Source organism: Paenibacillus sp. 2TAB26, from assembly GCF_052115145.1.
Taxonomy (GTDB): Bacteria; Bacillota; Bacilli; order Paenibacillales; family Paenibacillaceae; genus Pristimantibacillus.
Genome location: NZ_JBFRGC010000008.1, coordinates 221,292 through 242,662, shown reverse-complemented (window position 1 = coordinate 242,662; position 21,371 = coordinate 221,292). Strand labels below are relative to the sequence as shown.

General features: G+C 44.0%; 17 protein-coding genes. 11 read left to right on the top strand and 6 right to left on the bottom strand.

The features are described 5' to 3' along the window. Positions 1-51: 51 nt before the first annotated feature. A complete protein-coding gene (locus AB4Z50_RS11150) occupies positions 52-3,519 on the bottom strand; it encodes a discoidin domain-containing protein (protein ID WP_441878809.1) in 3,468 nt (1,155 codons plus the stop codon). Positions 3,520-4,270: 751 nt separating this feature from the next. Here AB4Z50_RS11150 and AB4Z50_RS11145 point away from each other — a divergent pair. The 3 genes from AB4Z50_RS11145 (at position 4,271) to AB4Z50_RS11135 (ending at position 7,051) form a co-directional block, all read left to right on the top strand. Beyond that, the gene (locus AB4Z50_RS11145; RefSeq protein WP_339209488.1) at positions 4,271-4,459 is read left to right on the top strand and encodes a CsbD family protein; all 189 of its coding nucleotides are present in this window, start codon (positions 4,271-4,273) and stop codon (positions 4,457-4,459) included. A 284-nt stretch (positions 4,460-4,743) separates the two neighbouring features. Then, positions 4,744-5,460: an ABC transporter ATP-binding protein gene (locus AB4Z50_RS11140; RefSeq protein WP_441878807.1), complete on the top strand. Its 717-nt coding sequence runs from the start codon at positions 4,744-4,746 to the stop codon at positions 5,458-5,460. Then, positions 5,444-7,051: a hypothetical protein gene (locus AB4Z50_RS11135; RefSeq protein WP_441878805.1), complete on the top strand. Its 1,608-nt coding sequence runs from the start codon at positions 5,444-5,446 to the stop codon at positions 7,049-7,051. The genes AB4Z50_RS11140 and AB4Z50_RS11135 overlap by 17 nt, the downstream gene beginning before the upstream one ends. A 120-nt stretch (positions 7,052-7,171) precedes the next feature. Here AB4Z50_RS11135 and AB4Z50_RS11130 read toward each other — a convergent pair whose 3' ends face one another. After that, positions 7,172-7,375: a DUF378 domain-containing protein gene (locus AB4Z50_RS11130; RefSeq protein WP_339206614.1), complete on the bottom strand. Its 204-nt coding sequence runs from the start codon at positions 7,373-7,375 to the stop codon at positions 7,172-7,174. Between the two features lie 352 nt (positions 7,376-7,727). On the opposite strand from AB4Z50_RS11130, the gene AB4Z50_RS11125 reads away from it, so the two are divergent. Further along, a complete protein-coding gene (locus tag AB4Z50_RS11125; RefSeq protein WP_441878803.1) occupies positions 7,728-8,483 on the top strand; it encodes a YheC/YheD family protein in 756 nt (251 codons plus the stop codon). A 52-nt stretch (positions 8,484-8,535) separates the two neighbouring features. Here AB4Z50_RS11125 and AB4Z50_RS11120 read toward each other — a convergent pair whose 3' ends face one another. The 3 genes from AB4Z50_RS11120 to AB4Z50_RS11110 form a co-directional block, all read right to left on the bottom strand. Further along, the gene (locus AB4Z50_RS11120) at positions 8,536-9,648 is read right to left on the bottom strand and encodes a LysM peptidoglycan-binding domain-containing protein (protein WP_441878801.1); all 1,113 of its coding nucleotides are present in this window, start codon (positions 9,646-9,648) and stop codon (positions 8,536-8,538) included. A 353-nt stretch (positions 9,649-10,001) separates the two neighbouring features. After that, positions 10,002-10,976, bottom strand: a complete 975-nt coding sequence (locus AB4Z50_RS11115) for a hypothetical protein (RefSeq protein ID WP_441878799.1) — start codon at positions 10,974-10,976, stop codon at positions 10,002-10,004. Beyond that, positions 10,937-11,491, bottom strand: coding sequence for an RNA polymerase sigma factor (locus AB4Z50_RS11110; protein WP_441878797.1), 555 nt, complete (start codon positions 11,489-11,491; stop codon positions 10,937-10,939). The genes AB4Z50_RS11115 and AB4Z50_RS11110 overlap by 40 nt, the downstream gene beginning before the upstream one ends. A 353-nt stretch (positions 11,492-11,844) precedes the next feature. Between AB4Z50_RS11110 and AB4Z50_RS11105 the strand changes: the two genes are divergently transcribed. The 3 genes from AB4Z50_RS11105 to AB4Z50_RS11095 all read left to right on the top strand — a co-directional run bounded on the left by AB4Z50_RS11105 (position 11,845) and on the right by AB4Z50_RS11095 (position 15,736). Next, positions 11,845-12,837 (top strand): ABC transporter substrate-binding protein, encoded by a 993-nt coding sequence (locus AB4Z50_RS11105; RefSeq protein WP_441878795.1) that lies wholly within the window; start codon positions 11,845-11,847, stop codon positions 12,835-12,837. 160 nt (positions 12,838-12,997) lie between these two features. Then, entirely contained in the window at positions 12,998-14,632 is a 1,635-nt protein-coding gene (locus AB4Z50_RS11100) for a helix-turn-helix domain-containing protein (protein WP_441878793.1), read from the top strand. A gap of 123 nt (positions 14,633-14,755) precedes the next feature. Beyond that, on the top strand, positions 14,756-15,736 hold the full coding sequence (locus AB4Z50_RS11095) for an ABC transporter substrate-binding protein (RefSeq protein WP_441878791.1): 981 nt from the start codon (positions 14,756-14,758) through the stop codon (positions 15,734-15,736). 146 nt (positions 15,737-15,882) lie between these two features. On the opposite strand, the gene AB4Z50_RS11090 is transcribed toward AB4Z50_RS11095, so the two are convergent. Further along, positions 15,883-17,466 (bottom strand): sensor histidine kinase, encoded by a 1,584-nt coding sequence (locus AB4Z50_RS11090; protein WP_441878789.1) that lies wholly within the window; start codon positions 17,464-17,466, stop codon positions 15,883-15,885. A 195-nt stretch (positions 17,467-17,661) separates the two neighbouring features. Between AB4Z50_RS11090 and AB4Z50_RS11085 the strand changes: the two genes are divergently transcribed. From AB4Z50_RS11085 to AB4Z50_RS11070, 4 genes are read left to right on the top strand one after another with little or no spacing between them, the layout of a single operon-like run. After that, complete coding sequence (locus tag AB4Z50_RS11085; RefSeq protein ID WP_441878787.1) at positions 17,662-18,729, top strand: HD-GYP domain-containing protein; 1,068 nt, start codon at positions 17,662-17,664, stop codon at positions 18,727-18,729. Positions 18,730-18,734: 5 nt separating this feature from the next. Beyond that, positions 18,735-19,265, top strand: coding sequence for a heme NO-binding domain-containing protein (locus AB4Z50_RS11080; RefSeq protein WP_441878889.1), 531 nt, complete (start codon positions 18,735-18,737; stop codon positions 19,263-19,265). Between the two features lie 8 nt (positions 19,266-19,273). Further along, on the top strand, positions 19,274-20,983 hold the full coding sequence (locus tag AB4Z50_RS11075; protein ID WP_441878785.1) for an ATP-binding response regulator: 1,710 nt from the start codon (positions 19,274-19,276) through the stop codon (positions 20,981-20,983). Continuing rightward, positions 20,976-21,338 (top strand): response regulator, encoded by a 363-nt coding sequence (locus tag AB4Z50_RS11070; RefSeq protein ID WP_441878783.1) that lies wholly within the window; start codon positions 20,976-20,978, stop codon positions 21,336-21,338. The genes AB4Z50_RS11075 and AB4Z50_RS11070 overlap by 8 nt, the downstream gene beginning before the upstream one ends. Positions 21,339-21,371 lie beyond the last annotated feature (33 nt).

The window sequence follows — 21,371 nt, the reverse complement described above, 5'->3', positions numbered from 1 at the left end:
ACAGCGTACTCGGTTACCCGAGTACGCTGTTTCCTTTTTCATTGCGCTAGATTACCAGTTGTTTCCGGATACTCTTGTCACTGTAAAGTTCGGGCTGCCGCTTTCACCATAAATGGCTGCGACACCTGGATTATTCACTTTCACATTCGTGAAGCTTGCTCCGCCGACAGCTGGCCCTTGGCCTTGTTCTCCTCTGACCACGAGCTTGATGCCGTAGCGGGAAGGGTTGTTGATGTTTACGTTCTCTACGCGAACGTTTTGCATAGCAAGATTCTCTGGCGATTTTGTCTGGAACATTAGACCAAAGTACACGGGATTATTAATGTCCACATTTTTTACGAGAATGTTTTTGAAGGTTCTGTCTCCTCCGAAGAACCAGATAGCGCCAAAGTTTTGATATTCATTGATTTTGTCATCAGCGCCGACGCTGGTCCAGAAATCTCCACCCGTACGGTCTAATGTTACGCCATCAATTACAGTGTCCTTATCACCAAATCCTAATGTGTTGTAACCAAAGCTTAAGCTGCTGATGGTAATGCCTGGATAAGTCAACGTGTCTGCACCATAGAGGTTTTGATATAGGTTATCCGAGCCGCCGTATACGGCAAAAGCTGCTGCACGTCTTACACAGGTTGCCGTAAGATTCGTGTATTTGTTGCCTACATTGTAGGAACCGCCTGCATCAACTGCGCTGAATAAGGCGAAGGCATCGTCACCGGCGCCTCTTGAGTAGTTGTTGTCAATCACGTTATAGGATGAGCCGTTGGTCATATTAATTCCATCTGCGAATGTGTTTTTGATACGATTGTCTTTGAACGTGTTGTTGGAGGAATTCACGCCCCAATACAAGCAGATGAAGTGCTCAACCCAGACGTTCTGAACGGTTACGTTCTGCATGCCGTTGCCATCGATGAATTTACCAGGACCATCAGTTCTGTATACATAGTTGCCCCATGCAGACAGGTCTTTAATCGTTGAACCGTTAGCGGTAGATCCAATATTAAAGCCTACATCCGTATTGGATTGGTTCTGTGGCGCAACCAATTTGGTATGCCATGGTCCAGCACCAATGATTTCGGTTGCACGTCCATAAAGGAATATTTTACTGTTGATCACCCATTCGCCTGCAGGGATGTAAATACCCTTTTTCGTGGAATCCTGTCTAAATTCATTAAGCGCCTGCTCTATGGATTTGGAAGAGGAAACCGAAATATATTTAGTTGTGTCAGGGTTAGCGGCTGGAGGAGCGACATTTTCGGTTTCAATCATATCAACATAGATTGCCGATACGTCACCAGCATCCTTTTGAATTTTGATCTTCGTTCCTGCTGGATACACTTGGTCAAGCAGCAACTGGGAATCTTCATACAGCCAGTAAGCAGTTAATCCTGCCCCAGGCGCATTGTCGTAACCCAGGCGGCCAAGCGTACTTGGTGTTGCATATACGTAAGAGAACTTGGAGGTTACCGTGAATTTGCCTTTACTCACACCGTTAGCATAAATACTAATCGTTCCGGTCGTATTTTCTGCAACTGCGTTGCGAAGGACAAAAGCGTTAGCCGAAGAAGTCAGCGTAAACTCTACATATTCGCCTGTTGCATCAAGATGCACGGCGGACCGTCCAGAAGCTTCACCCGCATAATCGCCAGGCTTGAAGTTCGGAGCTAATTTTGTTCCGTTCGTTGTATTGGAAGAGGACTCTGCTTCAATAATGGTAAACGGCATATTAGCGCCGCGGCCGGAATAAAGGCTTGTTGTATTTGAATTGTTAGCTTGCTTAATGAGTACTTCGTTTGTGTCAGCTGCAACAGTGGAAGTTACTGTGTAGCTGCCATTGACAGCGGTCCAAGTCCCCAGGCTGACATTGACGGATTGGTCTACAGCTAATGAGCCATTATAGGAACCATTTAAGGTTTGAATGGTTGCACCAGCAGCATTTTTAAGAACTAGTGTTATGGCATGAGCACCACCGGCGGAAGCAATGTTTCCTTGGTTTTTAAGATTTACGGTAAAGGTTACTGTATTGCCTGCACTTGGATTGCTTGGATTCCAAGAGGCGGTTGCGATTAGATCAGAGCTGGACACGGCAGCTACGGTTAATGCAATCGGGCTGCTATAGCTGTTGTTAGTCTCGTTCTGCTCAATAATCGCATTGCTCTCGTCGACCTTGGCACTAACGGCGTAGGTTCCAGCATTTTTTGCTCCGGCATTCAGCGATACGGTAGCTGAAGCGCCAGCCGTCAATGCGGCTACTGGAGCAGATCCTGCTAGCTCGTTGCCGAGATAAAAATTGACTGTAGTCGCAGGGGCGTTTGCAGTGCCGATATTTTTAACGGTTGCGTAAAGGGTAATCGCATTCGTCTCTACCGGAGCTGTTGGCGTCCAAGTTATTCCTGTAATCGTAAGATCCGGATTTGGAGCTGGAGCGCCATAGATTTCAAATTCGGCTACTTGGCCAGCAGGAGCGCCGGAGTTGTTCGTTATGTTCAATTGGACCTGTTTCGCCGTAGCGGTTACCGGAATCGTTACCGAGTTGCCGTTAGCGGGGTTAAACGTGTAAGATGCCGCGGAAACCAAGCTGCTGAATGAGGAAGAGTTCTGGGTGTTGCCTAACACTTGAATCGTTTGGGTTCGCGTACCCCATTCGCTAGACGGGTTTAGCTTCACAACAACCGATGTGATGTTGTGATTGGAACCGAGATCGACGGTTAATTGGCTAGGATTGCTGCCGCCTTCCCAGTATGTAGCCGTATTGCCGTCGTTGCCGTTCGTTGCTACGAATGTGTGGACGGTAGAACTGGAAGTGATTGATTTACCTAGAGCTAAGTTGCCGCCAGCAGGTGGCGTTGGTGTAATTGTAGGCGTCGGTGTAATTGTAGGTGTAGGTGTAATCGTCGGTGTAGGAGTTGGCGTTTGTGTAGGCACAGGTGTAGGGGTTGGAGTAGCTGTTGGTATAGGAGTAGGAGTAGGAGTAGGAGTTGGCGTTACTGTGGAACCGTAAATTTCGAATTCAGAAATTTGTCCGGCTTGCCAACCCGTGTTAGCCGTAAAGTTTAAGCGAACATAACGGGTGCTGGTTGCTGTAAAGTTGATTGTCACGGTGTTGCTGCTCACTGCTGGATTGAATGTGTAGGATGCAGAACCAACAATATTAGAGAACGTTGTGCCGTTTGTGCTGCCTTGTACAGCTAAGGTTTGTGAACGTGTTTCCCAGCCCGCAGGCAGCTTTAGTTTAACTTGATCGATGCTCGTATTCGCACCAAGATCGATTTGGAGCCATTGTGGAAATGCATTGTTTACACTCTCCCAATAGGTACCCTGGTTGTTGTCATTAACGTTGCTCGCTACATACACATCGGCATAGCCGCTGGCTGATACAACTTTGCCCAGAGCAAGATTAGGGCCTCCGGCGGCTGAAGATACGGAGGGGTACAGCGTAAGCTGCGACAGCAATAAAACAAATGCCAAAGACATGATGACGAATGGATTTCTTTTTACCAATTCGTTCATTGATAACATAAAAAACCTCCTAGTCAGATGTTTTAACCTCGAATTAATGCGCTTTCAATTTTGCACATCATTACATTCTTTCTTAATCACCTCCTTAAATGTGTGAAGTCATCGCGATTCTAGACCGCAATGCAATAAAACCAATATTTATTTAATATTGGTTTACAAAATAGGCGGATAATGTTGCACGATCAAACGATATTGCAAACAAACTTATAGTACTAGCATAAATCAGTTACACAGCTTGCTGAATATGCATTCCTACGATTATCGTGTGTAATATTATTGTTTAGATAAACGGGGTCTATATATTAGAGGTTTTCAGTTGAAAATAAGCAACTACGCTTTATGAAAAAACTTGCCAAGGCACTGTCTAATGAATTTAACACTGCAAAGCAGGTTAGCTAAATGTGCACATCAGTCAGTAGTAGCTGAATCTAAGAGCATAAATGCACTTATTTAACTAAATATTTTTCAATTTTTCTCAACTAGATGCATTTATACACCTATTCGAATCATTTTCATCTCGTTTGTTAAAAATAGGTGCACTTCTGCGCTTATTTACACTCGACTATTGGTTCACGCACACCACTAATCTCTATATCGATATCAAAAATGACATTGTAAACGAGCTTTATTTTGAGTATTTAATAGACTGAATAAAGGGTAATTCATCCGTAAAACTACCGACTTCCAATATAACCCTGTTTCAAAATCACCCCTTGGAGGTAAGAAGAAGCATACAATTATCGAGGAGATGATGAAGATGAATACAAACGGACTGAAAGATAAAGTGAAGGGTATTGCGAACCAAAGCAAAGGCGAAATGAAGGATAGCTACGGCAAAGCGACAGATAACAAGAAGCTGCAGGCGGAAGGCAAGTTAGATAAGCTGAAAGGTACTGCGCAGGAGAAGCTTGGCGAACTGAAGGAAAAAATCAGCAAGTAGCGAATGGACGATAATGTATGCATCTGAGCCAATCGGTTTGCGGAAGGGCTGCCTAGCGGTGTTCAGGTACCAATCATTATCAGCTGCTTATATATTTTGCAATGAGGAGCAGTCGGCTCTCCCGTCGAAGGGGGCTGGCTGCTCTTTTTGTGCTTACTCCCTGCAAGTAAGTCCATGTATTTACATATAATTTTCGTTCAGCAGCCTTACAATTCGAGACCTTTCGTTCTCATTATCGTACACAATAGGAGATGAAAAAAGTGGGATGAATGGAGGAGCTGTAATTGCGTCTGATTATTGATGATATCGTCAAGCGATTTGAGGATAAACAAGTGCTCCAAGGAGCCGGATTTACTTTTGAGAAAGGAAAAATATATGGTCTGCTCGGTCGAAACGGTGCAGGTAAGACGACGCTATTCGACTGTCTGAGCGGAGAGAAGGACATGGATGGCGGGCAAGTGTTGTTGGAAGTGGATGGCCACACGAGGAAGCTAAGCGAGCAGGATGTCGGATATGTGTACTCGCTGCCGATTCTTCCCGAGTTTCTTACGGGCTATGAGTTCGTGAAGTTTTTTATGGATATTAACAAAGGCAAGCTGCAAATGGATAAGAGCATTGATTATTATTTTGACATGATGAGCATGACAATGGAGGATCGCCATCTGCTGATCAAAGGTTATTCACACGGCATGAAGAACAAGCTGCAAATGCTGCTATTTCTCATAACGAAACCGCCAATTATACTGCTCGATGAGCCTCTTACCTCCTTCGATGTTATTGTTGCTCTGGAGATGAAGAACATGCTGAGGGAGATGAAGAGTGATCACATTCTGATTTTCTCTACGCATATTTTGCAATTAGCTTCAGATCTATGCGATGAGCTGGTTGTTTTGAACAAAGGGAAGTTGTCTGCCGTACCGTCAGAGCTGCTGCATAGCGCGGAATTTGAGCAATCCGTCATTAACCTGCTGAAGGATGAAGCCCATGCTGAGAACGCTTAATACGCTGCTCGCCATTCGAACCTCCATTACGGCAAACATGCTCATTTATTATATTCAGAAGCTGCCGCTGCTCGGCAAGCTGGTGCACAATAGCTTCTACGCCAATTTGGGGCTCAAGAAGGCCGTTTCTATTATAGCGCTCATCATTACCCAGCTGTGGGGATTCATGCTTCGATTCGCGTATTTGGGGATACTTATCTACTTGCCTATAGCCGAATTCGTTGTGGGATTATCTGAGGAAGAGAAGCACCAGCAATTTGTACATATTTTTGCAATCATCAGTTTTGTAGTGGCAGCAATCAGCAGCGCGACCGTGCTCGAACCAAAGCGAGAGAAGTACGTAGCGGTGAAGCTGATGAGGCTGTCTGGAAAAAGATATATGCAGGCGTCACTTGCCTATCGTTATACAACCTTTTTGCTATATCTGCTGCCAGCCATGCTTTTGTTCGGATCACTCGCGGGAGTCTCCATATTGCAAGCGGTTTTGCTAACCATTATGGTCACAATGTGGCGAGTGCTTGCGGAGTATGCACATCTCATGCTTTTTGAGAAAACGGGCATTGTACTGATTAAACAAACAGCTCTCGTATGGATGATTATTTTAATTGGTTATGCCGGCGCGTATTTGCCATTGCTGCTCGGTAAGGTTCCGTTTACGGGTACGTTTCTTCTGAGTCTGCCGGTTTGTATTGTCATTATAGCTGTAGGCTTGTTTGCTGTCTTTCAACTGGCCCGTTATACCGGTTACAGTGGAGTAGTTGATGCTGCAACTAAAAGGGATGACCCTCTGCTCGATCTAGGTCGTATGGTTACAGAGTCACAGAAGAAGAGCGTCAAATCAAAGGATAGCGATTATATTATAGATGTAAACGAGCAAGGCAAGTTAGACGGCAAAAAAGGTTATGCGTATTTGAACGCTATATTTTTTCTCCGGCATCGCAGCCTGATCAGCAGCCCGGTTAACAAACGATTAGTTATCGTTGGTGCTTTCGGTGTGGTGGGTGTTCTGCTTACCTTCCTATTCCGAGAGCAGCTGCAGAGTCTAAAATGGACTGTGGGAATGATATTTCCGTTCTTAGTTCTGATTATGTATTACATGTCCGTTGGAGAAAACATTTGCAAGGCCATGTTCTACAACTGTGATCTTAGCCTAATGCGTTATAGCTTCTATCGCGGCTCAGCATTTGGACATTTCCTCATTCGGCTAAAAAAAATGATGAGCTTGAACCTGAGTATTGCCGCCGCTTTTGGGGTGTCACTCACAGCGATTATCGCTGCAGCGGGCGGGGAGTGGCTAAACAGCGAACTGCTTATGCTTTGGATCTGTGTTATTTCGCTTTCCGTGTTCTTCACCATACATCATTTGTTTATGTATTATATTTTTCAACCGTATTCTACAGAGCTGAATGTGAAAAACCCGCTATATTATATAGTGAATATGGGGATATCAGCAGCTAGCGGGGCATGTATCTTTTTGCGAATTCCGATAGTGCCATTTACGGTGAGTATAGCTGCTTTGACGTTGATTTACTTCGCTGCTGCGCCAGTGCTTGTCCGCAGGTACGGGCCGAGAACGTTTCGAGTGAGATAAGAATGATAATGTTCTTGCTTGCAGAACGAATTTTTAAAAAAGTGCAAGTATCTCCTAGTAAACAACTACAGGCCATGCCTGGCTTAGCCAGGCGTGGCCTGTAGTTACTGCCGTTGTTTGTTAGTCCTCGCTTGTTACCTTTCCAAAAAGGGATAGAGCGTAAAGCGCAGCGACACCGACGACGATATATACAATTCGTGATCCAACTTCTTCTGTTCCCCCAAAAACCTCACTGACGACGTCATAATTGAATAAGCCCACGGATAACCAATTTAAGCCGCCTAGGATGATCAGAATAAGACTAATTACGTTAAGTGCCTTCATCAGAAATAACCTCCTTAATGGGGTTTCCTAACTTTTTTGTTGAAAAGCCTGATGGATGTGCGCTGATTCTTAGTTGTTTACTATAGGATTATGAGTATCAGCCGCATGATATGCCATACAAGCCTCATCCTTTAAACACATGTATCGCATTTTTTACAGTGCTTGACCAAGTTAGAACGGATAGATTTTCTTCGCTTTTCTTCGCACTGCGATGAAGCTGAACGAACATATTAAATTATGGAATCATGCTTCCATTAAAGTGAGCTGCATAGATAATATCACCGACTAGACAAGAGCACGATCAGACAATCATACCTCCTCATATGTTAGGGATAAGGAGGGAATGTACATTATGAACTACAAGAGTACCACGATAAAGAGCAAGTGGACAAAAACGAAATGGCTGCTTAAGAATGCAGATGTAAGAGCGTACGTTCCTAAGACGCTGCGCTTTAACCGAAGGAATCTTAGTATGATCCTTTCTCAATATCCCACTGTCTATTTCAAGCCGACCACTGGTTCAGGCGGCTTTAATATTATACGGATAAAGAAGCAGGGAAATGGTTATCAGATCCAACACAACTCCGAAAAAAATCACTGTTCCACGCTCGACATCCTATATGGAAAATTGAAAAAGCATGCGAGGAAACGTTCTTATTTGCTGCAAAAAGGCATTCATCTTGCCACTGTGAATGGCAACTCTTTCGACATACGGGTCATGGTACAAAAGACAAACAACGGCATATGGAAGAGCAGTGCGCTCTTCACGAAAATAGGCAAGCGGGGGAAAGTTACAACAAACTATCACCAAGGCGGCCAGATCGGATATTTCCAGAATACACTTTCTCAAGCAGGGTTCAGTTATGCTAGAGTAAAAAGAAAGGAAGCAGAACTGAAGAGGCTTGGCAGATCAGTTGGACGTATATTTGATAGACATGGAAGTAGATTTCGCGAGCTGGGCCTCGACGTCGCCTTGGACAAAACCGGAAATGCTTGGATTCTTGAGGTGAATACGAGACCGCAGTTTTATCCGCTGAAGCATTTAAAGGATAAAAGCATGTATCGACGCATTACATCTTATGCCAAGCAATATGGAAGGAAGAAATAGACAAAAAAACGACGCCTCTCGCGAAAGAGGGCGTCGTTTTTCTTTTAGCTAATCATTTAGGGATTTTCAATACCGTGCCGGCTTTTACATTATCAATATCTACGATTTGATTGAAGTCGGCAATAAACATCGCGTATTTGTTAGAGCCATAATAGGTTTTGGAAATGCTGTAAAGCGTCTCACCGTTTTTAACGGTATGATCTACTGTCTCAAAACCTGGAGATACGCCCCATGAGTTATCATCTTCCTCTTTCTTATAATTTTTAAGAGAAGGAATGATGAGATTGCTGCCTGCTTTCAATCCGGCGTTTTTGTCAATTTTGTTTTCCTGCGCAATGTAACTTACATATTCCGCGGATTTATAAAACATTTTGGATATGCTGGAGAGGGTATCGCCAGCCTGTACCAAATAGGTTGCTGGCAGGGTGATTTTGGAATAATCCTTTGACCCTTGCGAGCTGCCGCCTGTTGATCCAGTGCCAGAGGATAATGCCGGAATAGTTAGCTTATCTCCAGCTTTCATATCATTAATAAACAAAATATGGTTATGCTCTGCAAGCAGTGCATAGTGGTCTTTCGATTGATAAAATTTCTCGGATATTGAGCTTAAGGTGTCGCCTTTTTGAACGATATAGGTAGTTGGAAGCTTTATCGTCTCATTGGAGGAGCCTGTTGTCTTGTCGCTGTCCTTCGGTTCTTGTACAGGTTTTTCCACCTTGTCAGGCTTTTCTGTCACAGCGGGCTTAGAAGTGTCAGGTGTTTTAACGGTCTCTTTGACCGGTGGATTTGGATTATTAGTCTCAACAGGTTTGGAACCCGTATTGGTATCCTGCTTTTCTTCAGTTGGTTCTTGTTTTTCTTCATCGTCTACAGATCCTGCGGGGATTAGCTCGTCTACAATCGTTTCAAGCCCGCCATTTTCATTTTTGCTTGAATTCGAGTTAGCGGTTTCATTATTGAGCGCTTGCTCATTTGATTGCTCTAGCTTATTAGCAACAGCGGATTGCAGGTTGAAATCAACCACACTCAAATATTTGCCGTACAGAACTCCGCAGACTCCAATGAGAATAATGATGATTGCCAAGTAGATGATGAGAGTCGTTTTTTTCAAAGATACAAAGCTGCCTTTTTGACGGTTATTGCTGCGTGTAATTTTCTGATTCAAGCACGTTTTCCCCTTTATTCTCAACTTGATTCTATTTTATCCGACATGTTCCAACATGTGGAATGGGACTAAACAGCCATTTCAACAGTATGCAAAATGCTCCGGACGCAGCTCGCATATACTACCAATTTGTGCATAGCGCCAAAAAATGAAGTATTTAATAGAACTTAGCTCAAAAAGACCAGTTTAAATGGCAATATACATACAACAATGGTTATTTTACACTATGCTTCTATACAAGATCTAAACATACGATTCAGTGGAATGAATAGAAAAAAAAGCCGCTCGCCATCCAGTGAATACTGGAGGGTGAACGGCTATTAAACTTGTTTTATTTGACACTGTCTCTAGCCCTAGATCAAGCCTTTTACGACGAGCTTAAATTGCTCTTCTGTCAGGTCTACATTGCCTGATGCTGTCACCTGATAATGTGTTTTTTGCGCTTCGTCATACCATATCGCTTGATAGCTTTGAAAGCCGTGTATACTGCCGCTTGCAAAAATAGTTTCTATGCCGTTTATAGCGACTGTTTCTTGTGTATATTCCGCGGAAAGAGCAACCTCCATGCCAATCATGTCTTTCATGGCTTGGATTCGAATGCTCATGTCGTTTTTCGTGTATTCGAGCTCCGATATATTTGCTTTTGTCCAGTTTACCTCTTCGACGAATAAATCCTGATCCGGCTCCGCAGCAGCCCTTTGTTTGAACAACGCAAGCAATCTAGCGTATTCTTCAGCCAGGGAAGCGTCATGTTCATTCGGAGTGAGCGGCATAACGCTGCCGTACTTGAACGTGAAGCCATCTGGCAAGCTAACTGGCTCCTTAATGACAGGAGCGGAAGTGCGATCGAGAAGCTCCTTAAAATCGTTGTAAGAAGTGTTCGTATTTGTGTTGTGGAGGTACTGTATAGCTAGAGACGAACGATCATTTCTAACGAAGTAGGCCAGCATTTGACCTGGTTTAACTAATTCTAGTACGCGATCTCTATAAGTTGGAAGCGGAGAATCATTTTGATGCGTATAAGGTACGATTTTCGATTCTGACTCTAGCACAATGGATTTAATTTTGACATCTCCCGCACGATCACGAATTTGAATCAGCTCACTTGCAGCATATACGGAGGCAGATGTTAGAAGCACAATGAATAGAATCGTGGCGTAGATCGGAAATCGCTTTGCTGGGTTGTAGCTTCGGACCTTTATGCCTGATTGCGAAGCAGAAATATGGTTCATTACAGCATCTGATAAATTAATAGTATTGATCTGAGGATCAGGTATGGAATGCTGCCTTAAGTCTTTATATTGATCGTCTGATTGTTCTCGTCCCATTTTAGCTCCTCCTGCCATTCCGCCATTTTTTTTCTAACCTTTTCTTTCATTCTGCTTACTCTTTTTTTGGCAGCCTCCGGTTTGCATCCCATAATCTCACCAAGCTCCTCGAAAGTTCGTTCTTCAAAAATGCGAAGAATGAGCATAGATCGATCCTCTGGAGATAACGCAGTCAGTGCATACATTAATTGCGGGCTGAATAATCGGTTGACTATCGTTTGTTCTGGACTCTCTGCTTTCACTTCCGGAGTAAACAATCGAAGCAGCAGACGAAGCTGGTATTTTCGCCTACGCAATAGGTTTAAACAATGATGGTAGGCAATTTTGTACAACCATGAAGAGAAGCTGACCGTGTTCTTATATTGCATAATAGACTCGAAAGCTTTTATAAAAATATCTTGGGCTGCATCTTCAGCATCCTGCTGATTTCCAAGTAACCGCAAGCAGTAGCGGTAGATGGTCTGCTGATACTTTTGTACGACCTCGACATAGTAACTCGATTCGCCTTTTTGCACCCGTACGATGAATTGCTCAATGGTCTGGTCTTCGATGAAATCTCCTCCCTTCGCGAGTGGTGCTTTCTAATCTATATAACACTTGATAACAGTCAATCGGGACATTTAATATTCTCCACAATATATCGTACAGATGACCATGTGTATACATAAAAGGAAGAGAGTCTCAAATGTTAATAGGGTTATAAAACTGCGAGAAAATATACCCAATATATTTCATTGACGCTTCTAATTAATAATGATAATCTTTATCAATAAAAGAGGCGGGTGAGAACTTTTCGCCTAGCATTACTGGGGAAAAGTAAGCTTAGCTGCGTCCGAAAATATACTACACATTACTGGGGGATATCATCTTGAAGAAATACGTATTCATATGCATGAGTATGCTTTTATTTGTATTAGCATTAGCGGCATGCGGGAAGGCAGAAACGAATCCACAAGCAACGTCAAACCTTGAGCAGAACGACGCGGCTTCACAGAATGAGAAGGCATCTAATGAAAGTACGACCGAAACGCGGGTTTATAAACATTTCTTTGGAGAAACGAAGATCCCGGTCAACCCGGAAAAAGTCGTTACACTCCAATATGCCAGTCATATGCTTAAGGTAGGACTTAAACCAATCGGAGCTTCAAGCCATTTGCTTGAAACAACGGATGCGGACTTTAAAGGTATTGAAGACGTTGGAAGCGCAGATCAAATAAACTACGAGAAAGTCGTGTCATTGCAGCCTGACTTGATTATTGCTGGTGACATTGAGAAAGACGTTTATGACAAGCTTACAAAAATAGCTCCAACGGTTGTTGTTCCATGGATGGATTATGATGTATTCGGACACGTTGAGGTTATAGGAGATATTCTGAATCGTAAGCAGGAAGCAGCAGCATGGAAAACGGATTTCAATGAGAAAATGAAAACAGCAAAAGATGAAATTATCGGTAAAATTGGCGAGGGCAAAACTTTTGCTATTTATAGAGTGGACCCGAAACAATTTTATGTCTATGGCGTTCGCAATATGGGCTTTACGCTTTATAAAGCGCTTGGACTCACACCGCCTGCTCTCGTTCAGAAGGAAATAGAGAAAGACCCGAATTTGTGGGCAGTTCCGATCTCATTGGAGGTGCTTCCGGATTACGACGCTGACTATGTGTTTCTGACTTTGCTTGAGGGAGAGGATACAACTAAGCGTTTGGACGAAATTAAGCAAAGCTCGTTGTGGAAAAATCTCACGGCCGTTAAAGATAATCATATTTACGATATTAGTATGGACACTTGGTTAGGCTACACGCCTCATGATATTGAAGTTCAAATAAAGGAAGCTGTTCAATTTTTGACACAGGATAAGTAGAAGCAGCGAAGGAAAGTTAGAAAGGTTGAACTATTGCTCTTCCTTTAATATCTGTAAAATTAAATGAACGCAGCATCTGGTGTTTCCAGAAGGGTTGCGTTCTTTATTTATTTCGCAATACTATAGAGAGCAGATAAATACGAGATGCAGGTGATGAGCGGTGTACGATGACCAGCAAAAGAGTGATTATAAGCAGCTAGAGGGCATGTGGTTCAAGCTTAGAGCAGTCGAAAAAAACAATAGTCTCACTGGCAATTGGTCTCTCCGAATGCAATTCATTGAGTCGCATATGCTGGTCATCACAGCATCAGGCAAGGGATGGATTACTGTAGATGGTCGGTATTACGAGCTTCGGGCAGGGAGTGCCTATGTATGCACGCCTGGCCAGCTGGTTGAGGCATCTATGAAGGATTTAGGAGAGCGAGGGCTATACATTGTGCGCTTCGATGTATTTGAGCAGCCTCAATTGCCCGCAAAACAAGAACATAACTATCCACTTGGCCGAAATATGAGGTTTCCGATCACTGGAGAAGTTGTTGTATCCTCGATGATCGTCATAAGTGCACTCTGTGAAGCGATGGCGAAGTCTATGCGAAGCGATAATGATATGCAGCGGCTGCGCGGGCAAATCGAATTTTATGAACTGGTTTATAGTCTGTTGCGAGATGGTCAGCGCTTACTGGACAATAACTCTGAAGCGGATTTGGAACGTGCTAAAACGTACATCGAGCAGCATTATCGGGAGGACCTTACCATTGAGCAGTTAGCGAAGGAAGCTGGAGTCAGCTCTCGGCATTTTATTAGACTGTTTAAGCAAAGATATGGCTGCAGCGCTATCGAATATTTGTCTAGATATCGAATTGGACAAGCTCAAGAGTTGATGAGACCTCACCATGATTATCAGCTCAAGGATATATCCAGTTATGTAGGCTATCAGGATGAGGTTTATTTCCGCCGCAAATTTAAGCAAATAACAGGCACTCCTCCGGCGGCGTTTATGAGATATGCGAGGCAAAAGATCGTGGCGTTCCACGCAAATATGATCGGTAATCTTCTCGCGCTTAATATTACTCCTCATGCGGCTCCCGAGGATCATCCATGGGTCGAATATTACCGAAGGAAATATGATACGAGTTCGGTGTTGTCCCTTGCTAAAGACGATGATGTGAAAATAGAACAGATCAGAAGCATGAGCCCTGACTTTATCGTTGGGCTAGAAGGTTTCATGAGCTTGGATATGCAGAAGACGCTTAATGGAATAACATCAACTTATTTCTTGCCGTGGGAACACGATTGGCGCATGCATTTACGATTAATCGCAGAAAAGCTAGGTAAAACTGCAGAAGCAGAGGTATGGCTGGATCGGTATGAAAGAAAGGCGGCAGCAGTTCGGGAGCGAACCAAAAGCGTATTGTATATTGAACGTCTGCTTATTGTGAGAATATCCGAAAAAAATATTAGCGTACTGGCAAATCGGAGTCTTGGAGAGGTGTTTTATGATGATCTTCATATTATGCCTGCAACGGAGGTAAATAGGGATCTTAATAATCAACAATTGACACAAGAGGAGCTTGCGCAGACAGATGCGGACAGATTGCTGCTTATCGTGGATGAAGATGCTCAGTCGCAGGCAGCCTGGCAGGACCTCAAGCAATCAGCGTTTTGGGGGAGGATGCGGCCGATTAGAAACAATCGCATCGATTATCTTCCACCCTACCCTTGGACAGAGTACACGGCGTTCACGCAAGAGCTAATCTTGGACGAAGTGTTAAAGCTTTGGCGTAATCGTGCATAAAATGTTGGCGAGATCGTCGATAGGCGTATAGACGTATTTCCTTTATACTGCTAGAAGTGATAGTGATTCTCATTGTCAAATGAGAAACGATGAACATCGAGCACTCAGGGGGAGTATAGAAAAATGAAATATTTGAAAATAGGTTCGTTCATGGTTTTGGCCATGGTGTTGATGGTAGTGATGGTCGCTTGTTCAGGGAACAATGAGTCAACAAAAGGAACGGTGAAAAACTCAGAAACAGAAGCACCATCGGATAATGTTCGTGTCGTAGCAAGTGAGAAGGGCGAAATTACTATTCCGTCAAATCCAAGCAAGGTCATTGGTCTTTCTGTTGTTTATCCGGAATTTCTACAAGCATTAGGGGTTACTCCGATCGCGGTGCAAAATTATCATGCCGATTTCCCTTCATACCTGCAAGAAGCCTTCAAAGATGTGCAAAAAATGGGCATTGCCGAAACACCAGATTTTGAGATGATATTAGCAGCCGAGCCTGATCTTATTATCGCACCAGCATGGTGGTCGGATAAAGACTATGATCAGCTAACCAAGATTGCACCAACGGTGTTGCTGCCGCAGCGTGATGACTGGCGTGATGAACTGAAGGATATTGGAAAAGTACTTAACAAGGAGGATGTCGCGAATAAAGTCATTCAAGACTTAGTTGATCAGGAAGCGGCAGCCAAAGCAAAGCTTGATACTCTTGTTGGTGACGAAACCGTTATGTATATGATGATTATGCCAAAATCAGTTGTCTTGTATGGTGAAAATATTGATCGCGGAAGCTTTATTCACAAGACGCTGGGGCTTAATCCGATTGCGAACTTTCCTCAGACGGAGCAGTCTCTCTCTATATCGCTTGAGAAATTGCCGGAATACAATCCTGACCATCTTATCGTACAGCTGGACGACGAGAACAATGAAGTCATTCAACAATCGTACAAAGATATGTTGAACAGCGCATTATGGAAAAACATGAAGGCAGTTAAGAACAATCAGGTATACGTGATGGGCGGCAAAGAATGGTTTAGTCTAGGCATGTCTCCGCTTGCTAACAGCTATGCAATAGACGCTGTTCTTAAAGTATTCGAAAGTAATGAGAAATAAAGAATAGCCAATGTGTCTTTATAGTTTCATGTAATATTTCGAGAAAAGTATTCAAAAAGAAGCGCCGGAAAAGTCTCGTAAAGAGAACCCGGCGCTTTTTTTCATTTGAATTTTACTTAAAGCCGTTATTTGAGCTTTCACGAATTCTAGGCTCGCGAGATTGGAATCCAGCAAATGAAGATGCTTCCCACCCCGGGCTCGCTCTCAACCGAAATATGTCCGCCCATTACGGAACAGAATCGGCTGCTTATGGCAAGTCCAAGCCCAGTACCGCCATATTTGCGAGTGGTGGAAGCATCAGCTTGAGTGAACGGCTGAAATAATTTGTCCAGCTGCTCAGGGCTCATGCCGATGCCGGAATCTTTGATAAGAAAGCTAAAGCCTGGTTTTCCTTCCATATCTTCTTCATAGACGTTAAACTGAATAGCTCCATTATGGGTGAATTTGCTAGCATTGCTAAGCAAATTTAATAGGATTTGGCGCAGCTTTGTAACATCAGCCATCATTTCACCTCGTACATAGTGAGTTTGCAGCTGGTTGCCATTACTTTCAATAAGCGGTTTTATGGTTGTCATGACATCTTGGATTAAATCATGAACCTGAAACATCTCTTCATGGATTTCCATCTTGCCTTCTTCAATTTTTGAAATGTCCAAAATATCGTTAATAAGGGAGAGCAGATGCCTTCCGCTTTTTCCGATTTTGCCTAAATCCTCTACAAACGTCTGCTCACCGAGCTCCTCTGCCTCCTCGATCAGCATCTCACTATAGCCAATGATGGCGTTCAGCGGTGTCCGAAGCTCATGGCTCATATTGGCAAGAAATTGGCTCTTGATTCGATTGGCTTTAATCGCTTCATCATGGGCCTGCTCGAGCTGCGCTGTCCGCTCCTTAACCATCTGCTCCAAGTGTTCGTTGAGCTGCCGCAATTCATGGTTTATTTTTAGAATCTCATCCGACTTATCTTGTATTTCAGAGTCTTTAACAGAGAATTTATTGGAAATATAGATACCGATAAGGGACATGCCTAATGTAAATAGCGTTCCTCCGGAAATGATATAAGCGAGCCATTGTTGATTCAGAATCATCCCAGATTCCGCACTGTGTAAATGGATATTGTCTATATCAAAATGCGCAGCCATCATGCCGATATAATGCATGCCAACGACTGCAGCGCCCATTAACAATCCACTACCCAGCTTCTTCCACATATGTCCGCGCTTGTTCTCACTGCCTTTACGAAAATAAAATGAAAGCCACAAGGCCGCAACTGAGGCCACAACAGCAATAATAATAGATAACGAGAAATAAATAGGATCGTAGGTGATCTCAATCATCATTGCTTCCATGCCGATGTAATGCATCGTTACTATACCGCTTGCCAGCAATATTCCCCCGCTCAGCAATTGAGGCAGTGAAAGCTGGTTTCTACCGACGATATGAAGGGCCAAAAAAGACGCTACTATAGCTACAATAACCGACAGAACAACGGTTGGCATATGATATGCAATGGGAACGGGCAGCGAAAAGGCGAGCATTCCAACAAAATGCATCGACCATATGCCCATACCCATAGCGCAAGCGCCAAATAGGAGCCATAACCATCGTTTTCTATTATGCGTAGTACTTATTCGTCCGACCAAATCAAGCACCGTATAAGAGGCAACGACCGCTACAAGATATGAAAAGATGACCAATACAATATCGTATGTTCCATGAGCATGATTCATTTGCTAACCAACTCCTACTCGGTTCATTATGGCAATGATTACATTTCGACAAAATATGAGAAATTCCCTTCCTTATCCTATTTTTGAAATCAAAAGCTTAGCAAGAACTCTCTCGATTAATGTCGAATGATGTTCTATAATGATAGCAAGTATGGAAAGATTATCTAATAATTAAAGAACAAATGAGGATAAATTATGGATGAGCTATGGATGAAATCCGCAAAGTTTCTGATTGTAGACGATCAGGAATATAATATCAGTCTCCTAGAGCGTATATTGTCACGAGCAGGTTATACGAATTTGTTCACGACCACAGATGCAACGCAGCTAGAGACGTTATACCGGGCCAATCAACCCGATATTATTTTGTTAGATTTACATATGCCTGTTATGGATGGATTATCGGCGCTGCAGCATTTAAGAAAATGGAAGCAAGAAGGCGAATATTTACCAGTACTTGTCTTAACAGCGGATGTGACACCCGAGGCCAGAACGCGGGTGCTGCATGAAGGTGCCAACGATTTTATTACAAAACCTTTTGATAGGATGGAAGTTGTCCTTCGTATTCAAAACTTTTTGAAAACAAGATATTACCATCTGAAGCTTCAAGAGCAAAACTACAATTTGGAGCAGCGGGTTCGCGAACGCACCAAAGAAATCGAACGGGCAAAAAATGAAATATTGAACGTACTGGGGCGTACCGCGGAATATCGTGATGATGAGACGGGGCAGCATACGCAGCGAGTGGGTGATATGGCTGGAAGACTTGCAACTGATTTAGGGTTGTCGGCAGAAGAAGCAGCTCTTATTAGACGAGCAGCACCTTTGCATGATATCGGAAAAATCGGAATCTCAGACAGCATCCTGCTGAAGCCGGGAAGGTTCTTGCCGGAGGAATTCGAAAAGATGAAGCTGCATACGGAAATTGGCGCCAGCATTTTGGAGGGAAGCCAGTTCCCGGTTCTGCAATTAGCCAAAAGCATCGCGCTGTCTCATCATGAGAAATGGAATGGGACAGGTTATCCGAATGGACTTAGCGGAGAAGATATTCCACTTGCCGGTAGAATCGTAGCGATCGCTGACTTCTATGATGCCCTGACGCATGAGCGACCGTACAAACGGGCATGGACACAAGAGGAAGCCATTGCTGAAATTAAGCTTCAGAGCGGAGTTCATTTTGATCCTAAGGTCGTAGAGGCCTTTTTGCGTGTAATAGAAAGCAGCAGTGAAGATGAGAGAGAACGAGAGGGTGTTCAGTTGTGAAAGGAATGGTGTTCACATCTTTTTTGGAAATGGTAGAAAACAAGTTTTCCCTGAAGTTGGTAGATGAAATTATTGAAGCTGCAGAGCTGCCTTCAGGAGGAAGCTATACAACGGTTGGCACATATGACCACCATGAGATGATTAAATTGATCGTGGAGCTTAACGCTCGAACCCAGATCCCTGTGCCTGACCTCATTCGAACATTTGGCGAATATTTATTTGGCCAGCTGCTAGATATGCATCCTGACTTTATGGTGGAGAATAGCACCGTATTTGAGTTTTTGCAAAAGGTCGACAGCTATATCCATGTTGAAGTGCGCAAGCTTTATCCTGGAGCGGAGCTTCCAACGTTTCAATATGACACTTCTATACCGGGTACTTTGATTATGACATACAACTCCTCACGGCCGTTCGCTGATTTGGCTGAAGGACTTATTTTAGGCTGCGTGGCGCATTATGGAGAAGCAATAGATGTGAAAAGAATCGATTTGGCAGATGGAACGTCTGCCCGTTTTGAATTAACCCAAGTGGGGTGAGCCATGCCATGAATGATATAGATGTAGTCCGCAGGCAGCTTGAGCGGGAGAAGAAGGCTCGCCAAGCAGCCGAGAAGATTGCCGAGGAAAAAACTCGTGAGATCTATTATGTTAACCAAGAGCTGAGGCAATTAAATGATCAGCTGGAGGAGCTTGTGAAAGAACGGACGCTTGAGTTGTCGAAAGCTCGCGATGAAGCAGTGGAAGCCAGTCAGATCAAAAGCCAATTTCTTGCGAGCATGAGCCATGAATTGCGGACTCCTCTGAACGCGATTATCGGTTATAGCGAAATGCTGAAGGAAGACATGGAGGAGATGGGCGAACCTGCTCTGGCCGAAGATCTTAACAAGATTAATAATGCCGGCAGGCATTTGCTCACACTCATAAACGATATACTCGACTTGTCCAAAATCGAAGCAGGTAAAATGGAATTATACTTGGAGCAATGTGATATTCCGAGCATTATTCATGACATTGTAACGACTGTGCATCCGCTAATGGAAGTGAATAAGAACCAGATCAAGGTAGAATGCACGGAGGGCTCGATCAAAACCGACATAACAAAGCTCCGTCAAATTCTATTTAATTTGCTCAGCAACGCAAGCAAGTTCACGAAGGATGGAACAGTAACGCTGCAAGTGGAATTTGAGAGTGAGGCGGGACTGCCTGGCATTGTATTCCGGGTACAAGATACTGGCATCGGGATGACTGCGGAGCAGATGGACCAAATTTTCCAAGCGTTTAAACAAGCGGATTCGTCGACAACGAAAAAATATGGCGGTACCGGCTTGGGGCTCGCGATTAGCCAAAGTCTATGCTATATGATGGGAGGCAACATCAGCGCAAGCAGCATAGTAGGCGAAGGCACTACGTTCACTATCTGGCTTCCCCTGCTGGAGAATGCAGATTCTGAACAACTAAGTGCCTTAATACATAGTGATGAAAGCTTTCCCATGGAAGGGGCTAGAACGATTCTCGTCATCGACGATGATCCAGCGATGCTTCGGCTAATGCAGTATTATTTGGGGAATGAGGAGTGGAACGTACAGCTCGCCCCATCCGGGCAAGAGGGTGTCCGCTTAGCGAAGACGCTGAAGCCGGCAGTCATTGCGCTTGATGTGCTCATGCCGGGAATGGACGGTTGGAACGTACTGGCAGCACTCAAGAATGATTCTGAGCTTGCGCACATTCCTGTTGTGATGATTTCCATGATGGACGAGCAGCATTTGGCTTATGCGCTTGGCGCGTCGGAATTTCTAACCAAGCCGATTTATCGGGAGCGATTGATCTCTACATTAGATAAGTATATACCTGAGCGCCAGTCGCATTCTGTGCTGGTCATCGAAGACGATGCGGTAACAAGTGACATGATGACAAAGCTGCTGAAGCGGGAAGGCTACCGCGTGACAAGGGCCGGCAATGGGCATCACGCACTGCAGCGCATGCAAGAGGAAGCGCCTCATTTAATATTATTAGATCTTATGATGCCGGAAATGGATGGCTTTGAGTTTGTTGCGGCGATGCGTGAGCACGAAGAATGGCGAGCGATCCCGGTTGTCGTTGTGACAGCGAAAAGTATAACGGAAGAAGATCGACGGAGGCTTAATGGCTGTGTAGAGAACATCGTGCAAAAGGGGCATCTGGATCGCAAGGCTCTCTTGCATGAAGTACGCCATTTGATTGCACTCTCGCTTGCAGAGGGGGGAGAACATGTATAAAATTTTGTTGGTTGAAGACAACGAGATGAACCGGGATATGTTGTCGCGCCGCTTGATTCGCAAAGGTTATCAAGTGGTCATGGCATCCGATGGCCTGCAAGGGATAGAGATGGCAAAGTCGGAGTCGCCTAATCTCATCTTGATGGATATGAGCTTGCCCGTCATTGACGGCTGGGATGCTACAAGGGAACTGAAGGCAGTTGAGGGGACCAATCATATTCCAATTATCGCCTTGACCGCCCATGCGATGGCAAGTGATCGTGAGAAGGCCTTTGAAGCGGGATGCGATGATTTTGATACTAAGCCTATCGAATGGAGTAGGCTGCTTGAGAAAATTCAGGTTTTCTTAACGTGAGTATATCGGCCACTTTAATGATATAAAGCTCAT